This is a genomic window from Cellulosimicrobium composti (assembly GCF_009711085.1).
GTDB classification, from domain to species: domain Bacteria; phylum Actinomycetota; class Actinomycetes; order Actinomycetales; family Cellulomonadaceae; genus Cellulosimicrobium; species Cellulosimicrobium composti.
This window is the reverse complement of the sequence record NZ_WMKA01000033.1, coordinates 1-19,735: the sequence shown is the minus strand read 5'-3', so window position 1 is coordinate 19,735 and position 19,735 is coordinate 1. Positions and strand designations below refer to the sequence as shown.

The following is a 19,735-nucleotide window of genomic DNA, read 5'->3' as shown; positions in this document are numbered from 1 at the left end:
GGCGACCGGGGCGTGCGCGGTGACCGACTACCGTGGTCGCGTGCCCCGCTCACCGCTGACCCTCGCCGCGCTCGCGACCGCAGCCGTGCCCGGTCTGGACGCCCGCAGCGCGCGTCCCGTCGAGGACCCGGGCGACTACGACACCGCGATCGTCACCGACGCCGACGGCGGCCGCTGGACCGTGCGCGCCCCGCGCAGCCTCCAGGCCGGCGCGGCGCTCGAGGCCGAGGCCGAGCTCCTGTCCTCGCTCCAGCACTACGCCGAGTCCGGCGTGCTGTCGTTCGCGGTGCCGCGCGTCGCCGGCACGGCCCTGCTGCCCGAGGGCGGGCGCGCCGTCGTGGGGCCGGCGCTCGAGGGCACGCCCCTCGACGTCGACGCCCTGCGCCCCGGGCCCGGTCTCGCCGCCGACCTGGGTCGTGTCATCGCCGCGGTCCACGAGCTGCCGCGCACGATCGTCGACGACGCGGGCCTGCCCGGGTACGAGGTCGAGGAGTACCGGTCCCGCCGCATGGCCGAGCTCGACGAGGCCGCGGCCACGGGGAAGGTGCCGCCGAACCTCCTGCGGCGCTGGGAGACCGCGCTCGAGGACGTGTCGCTGTGGCGCTTCCAGCCGGTCGTCGTGCACGGCGACCTCGGGCCCGAGCAGGTGCTCGTGGCGCGCGGTCGCGTCGTCGCGGTGACGGACTGGGCGAGCGCGCGCGTCGCCGACCCGGCCGACGACCTCGCGTGGCTGCTGGTCTCGGCGCCGCCCGAGGCGATCGACTCCGTCATGGAGGCGTACCAGCTGCGCCGCACCGAGCTCACGGACAAGCACCTCGTGGACCGCGCGCTGCTCGTGGGCGAGCTCGCGCTCGCGCGCTGGCTCCTGCACGGCGTGCGCCACGGTCTCGACGACGTCGTCGCCGACGCGCTCGACATGCTCGCCGACCTCGACGAGGCGACGCAGGACGACGCCGACTGACCGGACCGCGCTCGGCCCCGTTGTCCCGCTGGCCGGGCGGTCCGCGGAGCATGGCGGTCCCGCGAGCCGCGCTGCGGCCGCGCGGGCACGTCAGCCCGCGAGCAGAGCCTCGATCTCGGCCTCGCCGAGGAGTCGGCGCGGCCGCACCGTCTCGTCGGACGCGACGTAGTAGAACGCGGCGTTGACCTTCTCCAGCGGCAGGCCCGTCCAGCGCGACCACGCCAGCCGGTAGACGGCGAGCTGCACCTCGCGGACGCTGCGCGCGGCGGCGTCCGACGGCGCCCGGCCCGTCTTCCAGTCGACCACCACGACGGCGTCGTGCGCCCCGCCCGCGTGCTCGGGCTCCTCGGGGAACACCGCGTCGATGCGCGAGCGCAGGACGGTGGCGCCCACGGGCGTCTCGACGTCGACCTCGACCGCGAGGGGCGTGCGCGCGGCCCACTCCGAGGCGAGGAACGTGCGCTGGAGCGTCTCGAGGTCGGCGTCAGGGTCGAGGTCGTCGTCGTCCGCGCCCGGGAGGTCCTCGACGTCGAGCAGCGACGACGTCGTGAAGTAGCGCTCGGCCCACAGGTGGAACCTCGTGCCGCGCCGGGCGTGCACCGTGGGCTCGACCGGGACCGGGCGGCGCAGGTGCAGCGCGTACTCGTCGCGGTCGGCCGCGAGCCGCACGAGGCTCGACGCCGACACGTGCGGCGGCAGCTCGACCTCGCGCCCCGACCGCTCCGCGCGCTCCGCGAGCAGGACCCGCGCGAGCGCGACGAGGTCGCGGCCCTCGCCGTCGACGAGCACGCCCGTCGGAGCCGTCAGGCCCGCCGCACCGCCCCCCGGCTCACGACCGTCCGGCAGGCCGTCACCACCCGGCGCACCGTCGCCTCCCGGCGCACCGTCGCCACGCGGCCGGCCGACGTCCGCACGACCCGCAACGGCGCGGCCGGCAGCGTCGGCGACCGTGCGGTCCGCGGCGGCGCGGTCGGCGGCTGCCCGCTCGACCGCGGCGGCGGTCCGGCGCAGGAACGCGCGGGCGGAGCCCGCGGGGGCGTCGTCGGGCGCGGGCCACGTGCCCGTGACCTCGACGTCCTCGAGCGGGTTGGTGTCGTCGGGCCCGGGCGGGGCGGACCAGCCGTCCGCCGCGACGACGCCGGCCTCGACGAGCTCGAGCAGGAACGGGGAGAGCGCGCGCGGGCGCGAGCCCGTCTGCCACCACGACGCGGTGAGGTACAGCTCGCGGCGGGCGCGCGTGAACGCGACGTACGCGAGGCGCCGCTCCTCCGCGAGCTGGTGCTCGCCGCACGCCGCGCGGAACTCGTCGCGGCGCGCGACGAGCTCCTTCGTGTCGGACGCGAGGTCGTACCGGAACGCCGGCAGGTCCGCGGCGTCGCCGCGCAGCGGGTACGGGAGCTGGCTCACGTCGGTCAGCCACCCGCTGTCCGCGCGGACGCCGGACGACGACCGGGCCGTCGTCGGGAAGACCCCGTCCACGAGACCCGGCACCACGACGACGTCCCACTCGAGGCCCTTCGCGGCGTGGGCCGTGATGACCTGCACCGCGTCCGGGTCGGGCTCGCGCACCGGCAGGTCCAGCCCGTTCTCGCGCGTCGACGCCACCCCGAGCCACGCGAGGAACGCCCCGAGCGTCACGACGTCGGCCGTCTGGCTGAAGGTCGCGGCGACGTCGCGGAACGCGTCGAGGTGCTCGCGCGCGCGGTCGCTCACGGCCTCGGGGTCCGCGAGCCTGCGCGACGCGAGCAGCGCCTCGTTCGTCACGGCCTCGACGTCGAGACCGAGCGCGCGCTCCGCCTCGACGACGAGCTCCGGGAGCGAGAGGTAGGTCAGCCCGCGCAGCGCGCGCAGGGTCCGCGACAGGGCCGACAGGCGCGCGTGGCCCTGCGGCGTGAGCGTGCGGCCGTCGGACGCGGCCTGCCCCGGCGCGGGCAGGTCGTCGAGCGCGTCGACGATCGACCGGTGGTCGGCCACGTCGCCCTCGACGACGACGGGCCCGTCGCCGTCCTCGGGCGCGTCACGTCGGCGGGACCCGAGCGCGCCCTCGTGTCGCGCGAGGTCCGCGGCGCGGCTCCCGAGCGCGTGCAGGTCCGCCGCGCCGAGGTTGAGACGCGGCCCGGTGAGGAGCCGCACGAGCGCGTCGCCGCGCGAGGGATCGTGCACGGCCTCGAGGAGCGCGAGGACGTCGACGACCTCCGGCGTCGTGAGGAGGCCGCCGAGTCCCACGACCTCGACGGGCAGGCCGCGGCGGCGCAGGGCGACCTCGACCGCGGCGAACTGGCTGCGCTTGCGGCACAGCACCGCGGCGGTGACGCGACCGCCCGGCGCGCTCGCCGGGCGCCAGCGCGCCGCGACGAGCTCGGCGACCGCGGCGGCCTCCTCCTCCGCCGTCGCGGCGACGTGCGCGGACACCGTGCCCGGCCCCGCGTCGTCGCGCAGCCCGAGCGGCGGCACCTCGACCCGGTCGCCCGACGCGCCCTGCCCGGCGCTGCGCAGCGGGGCGGCGGTGACGTTCGCGGCGGCGAGCACGGCGGCGTCGTTGCGCCACGACGTCGACAGGAAGCGCACGGCCGACCTGTCGCCCGTGGCGCGCGGGAAGCGCTCGGGGAACCGCGCGAGCCCGCCCGCGCTCGCGCCGCGCCAGCCGTAGATCGACTGGTGCGGGTCGCCCACCGCCGTCACCGGGTGCCCGCCGCCGAACAGGCCCGCGAGCAGCTCGACCTGCGCGTGCGACGTGTCCTGGTACTCGTCGAGCAGGACCACGCGGTACCGGGCGCGCTCCGTCTCGCCCACGACCGGGACCTCGCGCGCGAGGCGCGCCGCGAGCGCGACCTGGTCGCCGAAGTCGAGGGAGTCCGTCGCGCGCTTGCGGCGCCGGTACTCCGCGACCACGTCGAGCAGCCGCACGCGCTCGGCGACGTCCCCGACGAGCTTCTCCACCTCCTTGGTCCGCGCCTTCTGGCGGGGACCGAGCGGGAGCGCGTCGAGCTGCTCGACGATGCCCGCGAGGCGGTCGCGCGCCTCCGCGGGCTCGAGCAGGTGCTCGCCGAGCGCGCCGGAGAGCCCGAGGACGGCCGCGACGACCGTGCTCAGCGCGCGGTCCGTGCCGAGGTCGTCGTCCCAGCCCTCGACGACCTCGGACGCGAGCTGCCACTGCTGCGCCTCGCCGAGGAGCCGGGACCCCGGCTCGACGCCGACGCGCAGCCCGTGGTCGCCGACGAGGGACGCGGCGTACGCGTTGTAGGTCGCGACCGTCGGCCGGTCGAGCAGCGACAGCGCCGACGCCGCGCCCCCGCGGGCCCGGGCGAGCTGCGCGAGCCGCACCTGGACGCGCTCGGCGAGCTCGCCCGCCGCCTTGCGCGTGAACGTCAGGCCGAGCACCGCGTCCGGCGCGACGAGCCCGTTCGCGATGAGCCACACGACGCGGGCCGCCATCGTCTCCGTCTTGCCCGATCCCGCGCCCGCGACCACGAGCGTCGGCTCGAGCGGCGCCTCGATGACCTCGACCTGCTCGGGCGTCGGGCGGGGGCGGCCCAGCAGGTCGGCGATGCGCGTCGCGGAGAGCGTGGGCCGGACCGGCTCGGGGGTCGCGGGCCCGTGCTCGGCCGGCTCGAGCGCGACGCCGTCGGCCGCGACGAGCCGCACCGCCGGACCGGCCGGCTCCGGGAGCTCGAACAGCTCGCTGCTCACGCGACCACCCTCCTGCCCTCGGGCTGCACCGGGCACGCGCGGCGCACGGGGCACATCTCGCACAGCCCGTTCTGGCGTGCCGTGAACGTGGCCGCCGACATCGTCCCGGCGGCCTCCTCGACGAGCTCGCGGGCCCAGCTCGACCCGTCGGGGGCGGGGTCGAGCGCGGGCTGCGGCACGACGGCCGGGCCCACGTGCGTGCTGCCCACGTACACGAGCTGGGCGCCCGCGCTGCGCGTGCCCTCGGGCACGTCGAGCGCACCCGCCTCGACCGCGAGCTGGTAGGCGCCGAGCTGCGGGTGCTCGGCGCCCTCCGCCTTCGTCGCGGTGCGGCGGCCCGTCTTGAGGTCGACCACCCGGACCGCGCCGTCGCCCGCAGCCTCGACCCGGTCGATCGTGCCGCGCAGGCGCGCGCGCCCCACCGTGACGTCGAACGTCGGCTCCACGAGGAGCGGCTCGCCCGCCTGCGCGACGTACGCGGCGAGCTTGTCGATCATGCGCTCGGCGCGGCGGCGGAGCTGGCGCGCGGGCCAGCCGTCGGGCAGCGCGAGCTCGGCCCACCGGCGGTCGAGCTCCGCGCGCAGCTCGGCGAGCGACCCCGTGGGATGGCTCTCCGCGATCGAGTGCACGAGCGTGCCGAGGCTCTGGTGGGTCGCGTCGGGCGCCGTCCCGCCGGCCGCCTCGAGCGACCAGCGCAGCGGGCACGTCGAGACCGTCTCGACCTTCGACGGCGACACGACGACGGTCTCCTCCGGGCGGCGCAGGGGTGCGGCGCTCGAGACGCCCGCGACGCCGTACCAGGTCTCCGGACGCGCCTCCGCGACGCCGAGCGCCCCGAGGTCCGCGAGGAGCGTCGCCGCGGCGACCGCGCGGGGGTCCGGCCCGCCCCGCTCCTCGGTCGCCGCGGCCCCGGTCACCGCGGTCTCGGTCACCGCGGTCTCGGTCACCGCCGCCTCGCGCGCCGCCGCCTCGACGAGCACGCCGCGCGCCGCCGCGACCAGGCCGCGCAGGTCCAGCGGGGCGCCGACGCGCACGTGGCGCCGCTCCGCGTCCCGTGCCGCGGAGCCGCCCCCCTCGCCGGGAGCAGCCCCCGGGTCGCCGGCCCCGTCGCCGGGCGTGCCCGGCCCGTCGTCCGGTCCGTCGGTCCCGTCGTCCGGTGCGGCGGGCGGCGCGACGAGGTCGCAGAACACCGACGGCGTCTCCTCGGCGTCCTGCACCGCGGTGACCACGAGGCGGCGCGTCGCGCGCGACGTCGCGACGACGAACGCGCGCAGCTCGTCCGCGAGGACCTGGGCTCGCGCCTGCGCGCCCACGCCGTGCGCGTCGTGCGCGCGCCCCGCGAGGAGCTCGACGAGCGCCTGCGAGCCGAGCAGCGAGTCGCGCAGCCGCAGGTCGGGCCACACGCCGTCCTGCACGCCCGCGACCACGACGACGTCCCACTCGCGCCCGGCGGCGCCCGCCGGGGTGAGCGCCGCGACGGCGTCCGCGCCGCTCGCGCTCGCGGCGAGCGAGTCCGCGGGCAGGTCCTGGGACGCGAGGTACTCGACGAACGCGCCCGCGGGCGCCCCCGGCATGCGGTCGACGAACGTCTCCGCGGCGCGGAACAGGGCGAGCACCGCGTCGAGGTCGCGGTCCGCGCGCGCCCCGGCCGGACCGCCGTCGAGCGCCGCCGACCGCCACCGCTCCGCGAGGCCCGTCGCGGCCCACACCGCCCACAGCACCGTCTGCGCCGTCGCGCCGGGCTCGGCCGCCGCGGCGCGCCCCGCCGCGAGCGCACGGGCGACCGCGACAGGGCCGCGCCGCACGGTCGGCGGAAGCGTCGCGGCGCGCGCCGGGTCCTCGAGGACCTCGACGAGCAGCGCGTCGGACGACCGCCCGCCCCCGCCCTCGAGCTCCTCGGCGCGCAGCGCGCGCCGCAGCCGGCGCAGCGCGACGACGTCGAGGCCGCCGACGGGCGACGTGAGCAGCGCCGCCGCCGTGAACGGGTCGAGCGCACCCGGGTCGTCGGGCTCCGCGACGCACACGCGCACCGCGGCGAGCAGCGGCGCGACGGCGGGCTCGTCGCGCAGCGGCACGTCGGACCCGAGCAGCGTGACCGGCACCGAGGCCGCGACGAGCTCGCGGCGCAGCGCGGCGAGCCGCGTGCCCGTGCGCGCGACGACCGCCATGCGGTGCCACGGCGTGCCGTGGAGCAGGTGCTCGGCGCGCAGCTCGCGCGCCACGTACGCGGCCTCCTGCGCGACGGCGGAGAGCACGGCGACCTGGACCGGCGGAACCTTCTCGGCCGACGGCCCGGGTGCGACGTCCGCCGGGTCGTCCGGTGCCGTGCGGGGCGCCGCACCGCGGTGCACCGCGCCCGCGACGGTCCCCACCTGCGCGGCGACGCGCTGCGTGACCGCGCGCAGCGGACCGGTCTGGCGCCACGCCGTCCCGAGGACGGCGACGCGCGCGCCGAGCTCGCCGCGCCGCGCGCCGTCCCGGCGCGGCGGGGCCGACGCGCGCCCCACGAGGCCCGGGCTCGCGCCGCGGAACGTCTGCACCGCCGCGTCGGGGTCGCCGAGCAGGACGAGGCGCGCGCCGTCGTCGTGCAGCACGTGCAGCAGGCGCGCCGTCGCGACCGTCGCCTCCTGGTAGTCGTCGACGACGACGAGGTCCCAGCGGGGCCGCGCGGCGTCGGGCACCTCGTCGTCCCACGCGATCAGGGCCTCGGCCGCCTCGTCCACGACGACCGCCGGGTCGTAGCGGGCGCCGGCGTCCGGCGTGCCCGAGCGCAGGGCCGTCACGTCGAGGTACTCCGCGAAGAGCTGGGCGCCCAGCCTCCACTCCGGGCGGTCGTACCGCTCCCCGAGGGCCGCGAGGTCGCCCGGCGTCAGGCCGCGCTCGGCGGCGCGCATGAGGAGGTCGCGCAGCTCCTGGCGCAGGCCCCGCAGGCCGAGCGACTCCTCGGGCAGGCCCGGCGGGAGGACGAGCGGGGACAGGTGCGCGAGGGAGCCGTCGAGGTGGCCCTCGAGCAGCTCCGCGAGCACGAGGTCCTGCTCCGGGCCGGAGATGAGCGTCGGGTCCGGCTCACCGAGCGCGGCCGCGCGCTCGCGCAGGACGGCGAACGCCGCGGACGCCGCCGTGCGGACCATCGGGGCGCCGACCGTGCGCCGGGCGCGCGCGGACAGCCGGTCGCGCAGCGCCGCCGCCGCGCGCCGCGACGCCGCGAGGAGCAGGACGCGCTCGGGGGGAAGCCCGTCCGCGAGCGCCGCGAGCACGACCTCCTGGGCCACGAGCGTCTTGCCCGTCCCGGGCGCTCCCACGACGAGCGTCGCGCCCGGCCCGGCGGCCGCGGCGACGGCGGCCCGCTGAGAGGGGTCGAGCTCGACGTCGGCCTCGACGTCCCGAGGCCGCGCGACGAGGCGGGGGGCGGTCGTCCGGGGCACGGTCAGATCCCATCACGCGCCACCGACACCGCGGTGCCACGAGCCCGGCGCGGCGCGCTACGGCACGGGCCACCCGTTGACGAGGCAGCCCTGGGCCGAGATCGACTGCTGCACCATCACCGGGGCGACCGCGCCCGGGGCCGGGCAGTCCTCGTGCCCGTGCCCCAGGACGTGCCCCACCTCGTGGTTGACGAGGTACTGGCGGTAGGTCGCGACGTCGTCGCCGAAGTCGGGCGCGCCGAGCACCCAGCGCTCGAAGTTGAGGACCGCGACGCCCGTCACGGAGTTCCCGCAGGAGTACGTCCCCTCGGTCTCGAGGGGCGCGCACAGACGGTCGGTCGTCGCGGGGCTCGCGAGCACGACGCGGATCGACGCGTCGTCGGCCGCGGTGCGCGAGAACGTCACGCCGTCGGGGCCGGACCACCCGCGCGGGTCGTTGAGCGTCGTGAGGACGGCCGTCGCGAACACCTCGCCGTCGACGGGCAGGCCCTCCTCGACCTCGACCCGGACGGACCTGACCGTGCCCCCACCGGGCGCGGGGCTCTCGCCCGGGACGACGGCGAGCGCGCCGCCGAGGTCGGGCGCGACGACGACGACGTCGCCCAGGAGCCCGGAGCCGGGATCGGCGACCGGTGGCTCGGGCGGCTGCTCGGCGACGGGCGGCTCCGGCGTCGTCATCCCCGGCTCGGCCGACGGCGCCGGGTCGGGCGCCGTGATCGCGTCGGGGCGGGGGGCGAGCAGGTCGAGCGCCGGGGCGCGCTCGGGCGCGCTCGCGGCAGCGCCGGCGCGCCCGACCGCGGACCGGCTCGCCGCGTCGTCCTCCTCGCGGACCGGGGCCGGCGGGTCCTGCCGGCTCGCGGCCGCCTCGGGGCTCGCGCCGCGCGGGTGCGGGACGTCCCACACCTCGGCCGTCGCGGCGCCCCCGCCGAACCCGAGGACGAGGCACGCGGCGACGGCGGCCCCGTGCCGCAGACCCCGTGGCGGGCGGGCCGCGCGGGGCGCCGTGGACCGGTTCGGGAGGGATTGTCTGTCAGGCACGCGCCCATCGTCCCACTCCTCGCGACACGGGGTCGACACGAGGAGGGGTTTCCGTATCCTCCCCCCATGACGGGAGCCAGCGGACACATGCGCGACGCGGCCGCGCCGCCCGCCGCCGCGCGCACCCGCATGCCGCGGGACGCGCGCCGGGCCCAGCTCCTGGCGATCGCCGAGGAGCTCTTCGCCTCGCAGGGGTACCACCACATCTCGATGGACGACATCGCCGACCGTGCCGGCGTCGGCAAACCGGTGCTCTACCGCCACTTCCCCTCGAAGCTCGACCTCTACCTCGCGATCGTCGACGAGCAGGGCGAGCGGCTCGTCCGGGCCGTGCACACGACGCTCGACCCGTTCCGCGAGCCCGCTCCCGGGGTGGAGGCAGGCGACCTCGACGCGCTCGCGGTCGACGGGCTCGCGGTCCTCGAGGGCATCGTGCGCGCGTACGTCGCCTACGCGTGCACGGCCGGCCGCTCGGCGGCGCTGCTCTTCGAGTCCGACGTCATGCGGGACCCGGTGGTCCGCGCGCGCGTGCTCGAGCCCGACGCCCGGATCGCGGGGGCGTTCGCCGACGTCCTCGTGCGGATCGCCGACCTCGACGCCGGCGAGGCGCTCGTCGTCGCGCGCACGTGCACGGCCGTGGGGCGCGCGGCGGCGACCGAGGTCGTCCGCCCCGACGGCGCGACGGCCGACGACGTCACCCGGCTCGTGCCGCGGCTCGTGTGGCGCGGCGTGCACGGGATGCTGCGCCGTTCCCGGCCCTCGGCCGACGCGCAGGACGACGCCGCCGCGCTCGACGGGTCGGCCGCGGGAATCTGACTACTATCGATCGCGTTGCCGCCGGTGGGACGCCCCACCCGGGCGGACCGAGGCCCGTCGTCGCTGCGCCTGGCGCAGCCGCTGTGAGGAGAGCTGAGTGGAAGTCACGATCGGTGTGCAGAACCTGGCCCGTGAGATCGTCGTCGACACGGACCTGTCCGCCGAGGCCGTGGCGACCGCGGTCGCCGACGCGCTCGGCGGCGCCCCCGCCCTGGAGCTCACGGACACCCGGGGCCGGCGCGTGATCGTGCCGACGGCGTCCCTCGGGTACGTCGAGATCGGCACCGAGGAGCCGCGTCGCGTGGGCTTCGGCTCCCTGTGACGTCCGCGCGCCCCTGAGGGCGCGCCCCGACCGACGCCGCCGTCGCGCCGCCCGGCGCGGCGGCGGTGTGCCGTCTGCCGGACCGGAGCCGTCGTCGCCTCAGGCGGCGAGGCCGAGACGGTCCATGCGGCGCGCGTGCTCCGCGGTGAGCTGCGCGAACACCCACGACTGCGTCGCGGGCTCCGGGCCGCCGCCGGGCTCGCCCGGCTCCGGCGCCTCGGCCGCCGCGCCGGCGGCGACGAGCCGCGCGAGCGCCGGGCGCTCGGCCAGCACGACGCCCACGACGCCGAGCGCCTCGCCGACGAGGCGTCGCCCCCACAGCGCGAGGCGCGACGAGAGCACCGGGTCGGTCGCGGCCGCCTCGGCGATGACGGGCGCGTACCGCTGGGACGGCGTGTCCTGCGTCAGGGCGTCCACGACGACGGTCCGCGACCGCTCGTCGAGACCCTGGGCGGCGAGCAGGCAGAAGTCGTCCGCGACGCCCTGGCCCACGTAGCCCTTGAGGATGCCCTCCCACCACGTGCTCGGCCGCGTGCGGGCGTCGAAGTCGTCGAAGATCCCGTCGAACGCCGTCATGCAGTCGTCCGGGTCGCCGCCCAGCTCGCCCACGCGCACGAGCACACGCTCCTGGCGGTCGAGCATCGCGGCGGCGAGCCGGGACAGCGCCTGGCGCTGACGCAGCGTCGGGGCGTGGGCGGCGTCCCCGGCGAGGCGGCCGAAGCTCGCGAGCTCGGTGTAGGCGACGAGCCCCAGGAGCTCCACCGCGTCGGCGTGGTCCCCCGCGGGCAGGGTCGTGGGGGTCGCGTTCGGGGCGTCGCTCATCGGGCCAGGATAGTTGTCCGATATCATGGCGGGCGTACATCGGTTGCCCGGTCGTCCAGACCTCACGCTCGTCACGCGCACGACGACGGCACGGCACGGCCCGCGGAGCGGGCCTGGCCACGACATCCCACGATCGGCTGCCGGCCACGAGGCGCGTACGACCGCGACCGGGAGGCTCCCGGTTCCGGGCCCCGCCGGGCCCGCCGACGGTCGCGCGTGCCCGAACGAGACAGAGGCACACCAGTGACCACCACAGACGCGACTCCCGACGTGGACGCCGACGCGACGACCGTCGCCGCGAGCGTCCACGCGGACAACACCACCTTCGCCGACTTCGGCGTGCGCCAGGAGATCGTCGACGCGCTCTCCGACGCGGGCATCGTCCAGCCCTTCCCCATCCAGGCGATGACGCTCCCCGTCGCCATGTCCGGCCACGACATCATCGGCCAGGCCAAGACCGGCACGGGCAAGACCCTCGGGTTCGGCGTCCCGCTGCTGCACCGCGTCGTCGCCCCGGGTGAGCCCGGCTTCGACGAGCTGCCCGCGCCCGGCAAGCCGCAGGCGCTCGTCGTCGTCCCGACGCGCGAGCTCGCCGTCCAGGTCGCGAACGACCTCACCACGGCCTCGAAGCGTCGCTCGGTGCGCATCGTCCAGCTCTACGGCGGCCGCGCCTACGAGCCGCAGGTCGAGGCGCTGCAGCGCGGCGTCGAGGTCGTCGTCGGCACCCCGGGCCGCATGATCGACCTCATGAACCAGGGCCACCTCAACCTCACGCGGGCCGCGACCGTGGTCCTCGACGAGGCGGACGAGATGCTCGACCTCGGGTTCCTGCCCGACGTCGAGAAGATCCTGGCCCGCACGCCCGCGCAGCGGCACACGATGCTCTTCTCGGCCACCATGCCGGGCGCCGTCGTCTCGATGGCCCGCCGGTACATGAAGCAGCCGACGCACATCCGCGCGAACGACCCGGACGACGGCGGCCAGACGGTCAAGAACATCGAGCAGGTCGTCTACCGCGCGCACGCGCTGGACAAGGTCGAGATGCTCGCGCGCATCCTCCAGGCCGACGGCCGTGGCCGCACGATCGTGTTCGCGCGGACCAAGCGCACCGCGGCGAAGGTCGCGGACGAGCTCGTCGACCGCGGCTTCGCGGCCGGCTCGATCCACGGCGACCTGGGCCAGGGCGCGCGCGAGCAGGCGCTGCGCGCGTTCCGCAACGGCAAGATCGACGTGCTCGTCGCGACGGACGTCGCGGCGCGCGGCATCGACGTCGAGGACGTCACCCACGTCGTGAACTACCAGTGCCCCGAGGACGAGAAGACGTACCTGCACCGCACCGGCCGCACCGGCCGCGCGGGCAACAAGGGCACTGCGGTCACGTTCGTCGACTGGGACGACATCCCCCGCTGGTCGCTCATCGACAAGGCCCTCGACCTCGGCATCCCCGAGCCGGTCGAGACGTACTCGAGCTCGCCGCACCTGTACACGGACCTGCACATCCCCGAGGGCACCAAGGGCCGCCTCCCCAAGGACCGGCGTACCCTCGCCGGGCTCGACGCGGAGGAGATCGAGGACCTCGGCGAGACCGGCAAGCGGCACACGCCGGCCGGCGGCTCGCGCGGGCGCGGTCGTGCGGACGGCGGCCGGTCGGACGGCGGTCGCTCGGAGGGCGGTCGCTCGGAGGGCCGCGGGCGCGGCGAGCAGGGCGGCCGCGGCCGGTCCGGCGGCCAGGGCCGCGGGCGCGGCGCCGAGGGCGAGCGCTCCGGCGCAGGCGGCGGCGACCGCGAGCGGCCGCAGTCGCCCGAGGCGGGCACCGCGTCCGAGGGCGGCGAGCGTCGTCGTCGGTCGCGCAGCCGCCGCCGCACGCGCGGCGGCCGCCCCGTCGAGCAGGACGGCGGCGCGTCGGCCGCGCCCCAGCCCGCCGAGTAGTCACGGCACCGGACCCCGGGTCGCACCCTCCGCCACGTCGCGGCGGGAGCGGCCCGGTTTCGTCGTCCCCGGGGTCGGGCGTCGGGTGGCCGGGCCCCGGGCTCGGGCTCGGGCTCGGGCTCGGGGGTCAGTGGACGTGCGCGTCGCGACCGGCGAACCACACGGCGACGCCCTGCACGACGGCGGCCGCCACGAGCAGGAGCAGCGGCACGAGCCACGCGCCCGTGAGGTCGTGCGCGAGCCCGAGGCCGAGCGGGCCGCCGGCTGCGAGGAGGTACCCGGCGCTCTGCGCCATCCCGGAGAGCTCGGACGTGTGCGCGGCGTCGCGCGCCCGCAGCGCCATGAGCGTGAGCGCGAGGCTGATCCCGCCGCCCTGCCCGAGCCCCACGAGCACGACCCACGCCGGCGCGGCGCCGGGGGCGAGCGCGAGGCCGAGCAGCCCCGTCCCGACGAGCGTGACGAGCACGACGCCGATGCCGCGCTGGCGAGGCATCCGCCCGGCGAGGACGGGGGTGACGAACGACCCGAGGATGCCCGCGAGGTTGCACAGCGCGAGGAGCCACCCGCCGGCCTCCGGGGTGCGGCCGAGCCCGACCATGATCTCCGGGAGCCACGCGTTGACCGCGTAGAACGACAGCGACTGCATGCCCATGACGACGGTCACCGCCCAGGCGAGCGGGCTGCGCCACACCGCCGACCGCGCCCCGGCCGGGCTCGCGCCGGGCAGCCCGCGGAACGCGGACGCGCCGCCGGGGTCGGGCCGCAGCGCGCGCGGCACCCACACGAGCGCACCGACCACGGCGAGCACGCCCCAGCTCGCGAGCGCCCCGCGCCAGTCGAGGCCCGTCGCGGCCGCGACCGGGAGCGTCAGCCCCGCGGCGAGCGCCGCGCCGCCGGACAGCGCCATCGAGTACAGCCCCGTCATGAGGCCGATGCGGTCGGCGAAGTCGCGCTTGATGAGCGCGGGCAGGAGCACGTTGCCGAGACCGATCGCGCACCCGGCCACGACGGTCCCGGCGAACAGGGCCCACGCGTCGGGCACGAGGCGCAGGGCGAAACCGGCGCACAGCGCGGCGAGGCTCGCGAGGAGTGCGCGCTCGAGCCCCCAGCGTCGCGCGAGCACGGGCGCGACGGGCGCGAGCAGACCGAAGCACAGGACGGGCAGCGTCGTGAGGACGCCCGCCGCCGTCGCGCTCAGGTCCTCGTCGGCGCGGATGTCGCCGAGCAGCGGGGAGATCGCCACGACGGCGGGGCGCAGGTTGAGCGCCGCCAGGACGATCGCGACGACCGCGCCCACGCCGAGCGGGCGCCGCAGGCCCGTCACGCGCCGGCCCCGCTCTCGTCGGCGCCCCCGGTCGGGCGCGCGCCGCGGGCGCCCGAGCCGCCGGGGACGTCGGGGCCGTCCGGTGCGCCGCGCGCCGCCTCGACGAGGTGGGCCCGCACCGTCGCGATCGTCGCGGCGACGGCCGCCTCGGCCGCGGCGGGGTCGTGCGCGCGGATCGCGGCGACGACCTCCTCGTGCCCGGGCACCGCACGGTGGTGCCGCCGCTGCTCGCCCGAGGGGAACGACCGCACGAGCGCGTGGTCGAGCCCGTCGTAGAGGTCCGCGAGCAGCGGGTTGCCCGCCGCGCGCACGACCTCGGCGTGGAACGCGACGTCGGCGGCCTGGAAGGCGTCCTCGTCCCCGGCGCGCGCCGCGACCTGGGCGGCGAGCGCGGCGTCGAGGCGCACGAGCGCGCCGGGGTCGTCCCGCTCGGCCGCGGCGCGCGCCGCGCCGCGCTCGAGGATCCCGCGTACCTCGAGCACGTGGAACGCGTCCGTGGTCCGTGCGCGCCGGTTCAGGGCCGCGTCGAGCCCGTCGGCCGCGCGGACGTAGGTGCCGTCGCCGCGCCGCGGCTCGAGGATCCCGGCGTGCTCGAGCGCGCGCACGGCCTCGCGGACGGTGTTGCGCCCGACGCCGAGCTCGGCGACGAGCTCGGGCTCGGGCGGGATGCGCGTGCCCACGGGCCACTCGCCGCGCTCCACGCGCTGCGTGAGGCGCTCGACGACGAGCTCGGAGACCTTGCGGGGCGGGACGATCGGCTCGGGCACCGAAAGAACCTAACATCCCCTGTTTGATGGCGAGTGGCCGCGCGGCTGCACGGCCACGGCGCAACGCCCTGCGCGGAGCACGGTGAGACCCGCGACGAGGCGTTCTGGACGGTGGGACCCGCTACGAGGCGTTCTGGACGAACTCGATCACGGCGTCGGCCACGAGCTGGACCGCGATCGCCGCGAGGAGCAGACCGGCGATCCGCGTCACGAGGATCGTGCCCGAGTCGCCGAGGACGCGGTTGATGACGTTCGCGAAGCGCATCGAGAGCCACAGGCACACGTGCACCGCGACGACGCCCGCCGCGATCGCGACCCACTCCGCGACCCCGCCGCCGCGCTCGCCCGCGCGCTGGACGAAGACCATCGTCGCCACGATCGCGCCCGGCCCCGCGAGCAGCGGCGTCCCGAGCGGCACGAGCGCCACGTTGACGCTCTTGTTCCCGGACGGCTGCGGCTCCTCCATCTTGCCCGTGAGGAGCTCCATCGCCACGAGGAGCAGCAGCAGGCCGCCCGCGGTCTGGAGCGCGGGGAGCGAGATGTGCATGTAGCTGAGGATCTGCTGGCCGAAGACCGCGAACGCGACGATCACGCCGAACGCGACGAAGATCGCGGTCCGCGCCGCCTGGTTGCGCTGCTTGGCACCCATCGCGCCCGTCAGGCCCAGGAACACCGGCACCGTGCCGGGCGGGTCCATGATGACGAACAGGGTGACGAAGACCTCCGTGAAGAGCCGGACGTCGAAGAACTCGCTCATCGTCCGCTCATCGGATCACGTCCAACTGTCCTTGCTCCTCGATCTGCTCCAGCACGGTCGGTGCTGTCGTGTTCTCCCCGAGCCGGTTCGGTTTGCCGGCCCCGTGGTAGTCGCTCGACCCGGTGACGAACAGGCCCAGGGTCCGGGCCAGGTCCTCGAGCCGTGCGCGCTGGCGCTCGTCGTGGTCGCGGTGGAACACCTCGAGCCCCGCGAGCCCGGCCTCCGCCATCTCCTCGATGACGGCGTCGGCCACGACGCGCCCGCGTCCGTCCGCACCCGGGTGGGCGAAGACGGGCACCCCGCCCGCGGCACGGATCCCGCGCACGGCCGCGACGGCGTCGGGCGCGTAGTGCGGCACGTAGTACGGCGTGTTCGCGGCGAGGATGGTCGCGAACGCCGCCGAGCGGTCGGGCGAGAGGCCCGCGGCGACGAGCGCGTCCGCGATGTGCGGGCGGCCGATCGTCGTCCCCTCGACGGTCTGCGCGAGGACATCTTCCCACGTGATGGGGTAGTCCTGGGCGATGAGGTCGACCATGCGCCGCGCCCGGCTCGTGCGCGCGTCGCGCGTGCGGTCGAGCTCGGCGAGGAGCGCCGCGTGCGCGGGGTCGTGCAGGTAGGACAGCACGTGCACGCTGATCCCGCCGGAGCGTGCCGATATCTCGGCGCCGCGCACGAGCGCGACGCCGTGCGCGAGCGCCGCGTCCGTCGCCTGCGCCCAGCCCGCGGTCGTGTCGTGGTCGGTGAGCGCGACGACGTCGAGCCCGGCCGCGGCCGCGGCTTCCACGACCTCCCCCGGGGCGTCCGTGCCGTCGGACGCGGTCGAGTGGGTGTGGAGGTCGATGCGCACGACGACCAGGATAGTGACGGGCCGTGCCCGGGTGGCACGGGACCCGCACACGATGTGCACACGGGACCCGGGGCCTCACCACGGCCGTCCCAGGCTGGGGTGGAACAGTCGGGACCGATGACCTCCACCACGCTCACCCCCGCCGTGCCCGCACCCGACCCCGCCGGGGCGCCCGCCGACGGGTCCGCCCAGCCCCCCGCCGTCGTGTTCGTGCACGGGATGCGGACGTCCGGCGCGATCTGGGAGCGCCAGGTCGAGCACGTGCGCGCGCTCGGCCACGACGCCGTCGCGGTCGACCTGCCCGCGCACGGGGCCCGCGCGCACGAGCGGTTCACGCTCGACCGGTCCTTCGAGGTGCTCGACGAGGCCGCTGCCTCGTTCGGCCCGGGGCGCCGCGTCGCGCTCGTCGGCCTCTCGCTCGGCGGGTACACGTCCCTCGCGTGGGCGGCCCGCCGCCCCGCGAACCTCGCGGGCGTCGTCGCCGCCGCCTGCACGTCCGACCCCAAGGGCAAGCCCGTGGCGCTGTACCGCGACGTCGCTCGCCTCGTCGTCGCCGGCGGCGGGGCCGTCGGCCGCGGCGCGCGCTGGGCCGCGCGGACGAGCGGCGCGGCGTGGTCCGCGATCACGCGCGCCGGGCGCTCGCTGCCCGGGGGCGGGGCGTCGTCGCACGCGCTCGCCGGGCCCGGCGACGCGGGCGCGGCCCACCGGCCCGCCGCCCCCGGGTGGCACGTCGTCACCGACGCGCTGACGCAGCTCGCGGGCCGCTCGTGGCTCGCGCACGTGCGCGACGTCGACGTCCCGGTGTGGCTCGTCAACGGCGCGCGGGACCACATGCGTCTCGACGAGCAGCGCTACCTGGCCGCCGCCGCCGACGCGGCCCTCGTCGTCGTGCCGCGCGCCGGCCACGACGTCAACAGCGAGGCCCCCGAGGCCTTCAACCGCGTGCTCGGCCGCGCCCTCGCGGACTTCGGCCGCGGGCGCGGTGCGAGACTGGGGGCATGACCGACGCCACCCCCGTCATCTCCGAGACCCCCGAGCACGCGGGCGCGCCCGAGGCGCAGGACCTCGCCGCGCGCGGGAGCAACCGCTCCCAGCGCCCCGACTCCGACGCGTTCAAGGCCTTCATCACGAGCGGCTGGGCGCCGCGCGCGGCGCTCGACGTCGAGCCCCTGCCCGCCGCGCCGTACACCGCGGCACGGCGCGCGGCGCTCTCCGCCCGGTTCCCCGGCGCCCGCCTCGTGGTGCCCGCGGGCCCGCTGAAGACGCGCTCGAACGACACCGACTACCGGTTCCGCCCGCACTCGGCGTTCGCCCACCTCACCGGCTACGGCACCGACCAGGAGCCCGACGCGGTGCTCGTGCTGCACCCCGTCGAGCCCGGGACGGGCGACGACGGCTCGGACCACCACGCCGTCCTCTACGTGCGCCCGCTCGCGGCGCGCGACACCGAGGAGTTCTACGCCGACGCGCGCTACGGCGAGTTCTGGGTCGGCGCGCGCCCGTCGCTCGACGACGTCACGACCGCGACCGGGATCGAGGCGCGGCACGTCGACGAGCTGCGCGACGCGCTCGCGAAGGACGTCGGCCCGGGCGGGGTGACGCTGCTCGTCGTCGCCGGCGCCGACGAGGCGGTCGAGGCGCTCGTCGAGGCGATCCGCGCCGAGGCGGGAGCCGAGGAGGAGTCCGCCGAGGAGCAGGGGCTCACCGACGAGGAGTGGGTCGCGCGCGCCGAGGCGGCCTACCGGCGCACGGACGCCGCGCTCGTCGAGGCGGTCTCCGAGCTGCGGCTCGTCAAGGACGCGCACGAGGTCGAGCAGATGCGCGAGGCCGTCGCCGCGACGATCGCAGGGTTCGAGGAGGTCGTGCGCAACCTCGCGCGGGCCACGGCCCACCGCCGCGGCGAGCGCGTCATCGAGACGACGTTCGACGCGCACGCGCGCCTCGAGGGCAACACGGTCGGCTACGAGACCATCGCGGCCGCGGGCGAGCACGCCACGACCCTGCACTGGATCCGCAACGACGGCGTGGTCCGGGCCGGCGAGCTCGTGCTGCTCGACGCGGGCGTCGAGGTCGACTCGCTGTACACGGCGGACATCACGCGCACGCTGCCCGTGGACGGCGAGTACACCGACGTGCAGCGCCGCGTGTACCAGGCGGTGCTCGACGCCGCGGACGCCGCGTTCGCCGTCGCCGTGCCGGGCGCGCGGTTCCGCGACGTGCACGCCGCCGCGATGGAGGTCATCGCCGCGCGCCTCGAGGAGTGGGGCCTGCTGCCCGTCACGGCGGCGGAGTCGCTCTCGCCCGAGGGCCAGCAGCACCGCCGCTGGATGGTGCACGGCACGAGCCACCACCTGGGGCTCGACGTGCACGACTGCGCGCAGGCCCGCCGCGAGCTCTACCTGGACGGCGTGCTCGAGCCGGGCATGGTCTTCACCATCGAGCCGGGCCTGTACTTCAAGGCGGACGACCTCGCGGTGCCCGAGGAGTACCGGGGCATCGGCGTCCGCATCGAGGACGACGTGCTCGTCACGGCGGACGGCAACGAGAACCTCTCGGCCGCGCTCCCCCGCCGGCCGGAGGACGTCGAGGCCTGGATGGCGCGCCTGCGGGGCTGATCGCCGACCCGGCCCGCCGGCGGAGGAACTGGGCTATGGTTGCCCGTTCATCCACCGGCGAGGGGAGGTGAACTCACGTGGCGAAGAGCACCAAGAAGGCGGCGTCCATGTCCCTCAAGGAGAAGCGCGCCCAGAAGCGCGAGAGGGCTGCCGAGACCGCCGTCAAGACCCGTAAGCGCTGACGCGCTCGGAACGGAGGGCCGGCCCGCGGACGACGAGGTCCGCGGGCCGGCCCTGCGCCGTCGTGGGGGTCAGGCCGGGCGCTCGGGCTGCTCGGGGGGCTGCGCCCCGGAGGCGGGGGGCGCGTCGGGTGCGGGCGGCGCGTCGGCCGGCTGGTCCGACGTCGGTCGCATCGCCCCGTAGCGCGGCTCGCCCGTGGGCGTGGTCCAGCGCGGGTCGGGCGTGCGGGCCGGCGCCGCGGG

The 19,735-nt window shown here is 77.3% G+C and carries 14 protein-coding genes; 6 read left to right on the top strand and 8 right to left on the bottom strand.

Features of this window, described 5'->3' with window-relative positions; genetic code table 11:
- Positions 1-40 precede the first annotated feature (40 nt).
- A complete protein-coding gene (locus tag GJV82_RS13350; protein ID WP_318657631.1) occupies positions 41-961 on the top strand; it encodes a phosphotransferase in 921 nt (306 codons plus the stop codon).
- Positions 962-1,051: 90 nt separating this feature from the next.
- Here the strand turns inward: GJV82_RS13350 and GJV82_RS13345 are convergent, their stop codons facing one another.
- Genes GJV82_RS13345 through GJV82_RS13335 form a run of 3 tightly spaced genes read right to left on the bottom strand, consistent with a single transcriptional unit; the run spans position 1,052 to position 9,114 of the window.
- Positions 1,052-4,651 (bottom strand): UvrD-helicase domain-containing protein, encoded by a 3,600-nt coding sequence (locus GJV82_RS13345; RefSeq protein ID WP_404812982.1) that lies wholly within the window; start codon positions 4,649-4,651, stop codon positions 1,052-1,054.
- Positions 4,648-8,076 (bottom strand): PD-(D/E)XK nuclease family protein, encoded by a 3,429-nt coding sequence (locus tag GJV82_RS13340; protein ID WP_318657630.1) that lies wholly within the window; start codon positions 8,074-8,076, stop codon positions 4,648-4,650. Before GJV82_RS13340 ends, GJV82_RS13345 begins: the two co-directional genes overlap by 4 nt.
- Before the next feature lie 57 nt (positions 8,077-8,133).
- Positions 8,134-9,114 carry a DUF3152 domain-containing protein gene (locus GJV82_RS13335; RefSeq protein ID WP_318657629.1) on the bottom strand — a complete coding sequence of 327 codons (981 nt, stop codon included), beginning with the start codon at positions 9,112-9,114 and terminating at the stop codon, positions 8,134-8,136.
- 66 nt (positions 9,115-9,180) lie between these two features.
- On the opposite strand from GJV82_RS13335, the gene GJV82_RS13330 reads away from it, so the two are divergent.
- Both GJV82_RS13330 and GJV82_RS13325 read left to right on the top strand, forming a co-directional pair.
- Positions 9,181-9,930, top strand: a complete 750-nt coding sequence (locus GJV82_RS13330) for a TetR/AcrR family transcriptional regulator (protein ID WP_225873340.1) — start codon at positions 9,181-9,183, stop codon at positions 9,928-9,930.
- Positions 9,931-10,027: 97 nt separating this feature from the next.
- Positions 10,028-10,252 carry a DUF3107 domain-containing protein gene (locus GJV82_RS13325; protein ID WP_024840453.1) on the top strand — a complete coding sequence of 75 codons (225 nt, stop codon included), beginning with the start codon at positions 10,028-10,030 and terminating at the stop codon, positions 10,250-10,252.
- Positions 10,253-10,351: 99 nt separating this feature from the next.
- Here GJV82_RS13325 and GJV82_RS13320 read toward each other — a convergent pair whose 3' ends face one another.
- The gene (locus GJV82_RS13320; protein ID WP_024840452.1) at positions 10,352-11,074 is read right to left on the bottom strand and encodes a ferritin-like fold-containing protein; all 723 of its coding nucleotides are present in this window, start codon (positions 11,072-11,074) and stop codon (positions 10,352-10,354) included.
- Between the two features lie 243 nt (positions 11,075-11,317).
- On the opposite strand from GJV82_RS13320, the gene GJV82_RS13315 reads away from it, so the two are divergent.
- Positions 11,318-13,003: a DEAD/DEAH box helicase gene (locus GJV82_RS13315; protein ID WP_051471597.1), complete on the top strand. Its 1,686-nt coding sequence runs from the start codon at positions 11,318-11,320 to the stop codon at positions 13,001-13,003.
- 127 nt (positions 13,004-13,130) lie between these two features.
- On the opposite strand, the gene GJV82_RS13310 is transcribed toward GJV82_RS13315, so the two are convergent.
- The 4 genes from GJV82_RS13310 to GJV82_RS13295 all read right to left on the bottom strand — a co-directional run bounded on the left by GJV82_RS13310 (position 13,131) and on the right by GJV82_RS13295 (position 16,698).
- Positions 13,131-14,327 carry an MFS transporter gene (locus GJV82_RS13310; RefSeq protein ID WP_034604108.1) on the bottom strand — a complete coding sequence of 399 codons (1,197 nt, stop codon included), beginning with the start codon at positions 14,325-14,327 and terminating at the stop codon, positions 13,131-13,133.
- Positions 14,324-15,094: a FadR/GntR family transcriptional regulator gene (locus GJV82_RS13305; protein WP_318657628.1), complete on the bottom strand. Its 771-nt coding sequence runs from the start codon at positions 15,092-15,094 to the stop codon at positions 14,324-14,326. Before GJV82_RS13305 ends, GJV82_RS13310 begins: the two co-directional genes overlap by 4 nt.
- A 121-nt stretch (positions 15,095-15,215) precedes the next feature.
- Complete coding sequence (locus GJV82_RS13300) at positions 15,216-15,851, bottom strand: MarC family protein (RefSeq protein ID WP_024840449.1); 636 nt, start codon at positions 15,849-15,851, stop codon at positions 15,216-15,218.
- Positions 15,852-15,858: 7 nt separating this feature from the next.
- Complete coding sequence (locus tag GJV82_RS13295) at positions 15,859-16,698, bottom strand: PHP domain-containing protein (RefSeq protein WP_318657627.1); 840 nt, start codon at positions 16,696-16,698, stop codon at positions 15,859-15,861.
- Between the two features lie 117 nt (positions 16,699-16,815).
- On the opposite strand from GJV82_RS13295, the gene GJV82_RS13290 reads away from it, so the two are divergent.
- A complete protein-coding gene (locus tag GJV82_RS13290; protein WP_024840448.1) occupies positions 16,816-17,700 on the top strand; it encodes an alpha/beta fold hydrolase in 885 nt (294 codons plus the stop codon).
- Positions 17,697-19,313, top strand: a complete 1,617-nt coding sequence (locus GJV82_RS13285) for an aminopeptidase P family protein (RefSeq protein WP_024840447.1) — start codon at positions 17,697-17,699, stop codon at positions 19,311-19,313. Before GJV82_RS13290 ends, GJV82_RS13285 begins: the two co-directional genes overlap by 4 nt.
- Positions 19,314-19,735 lie beyond the last annotated feature (422 nt).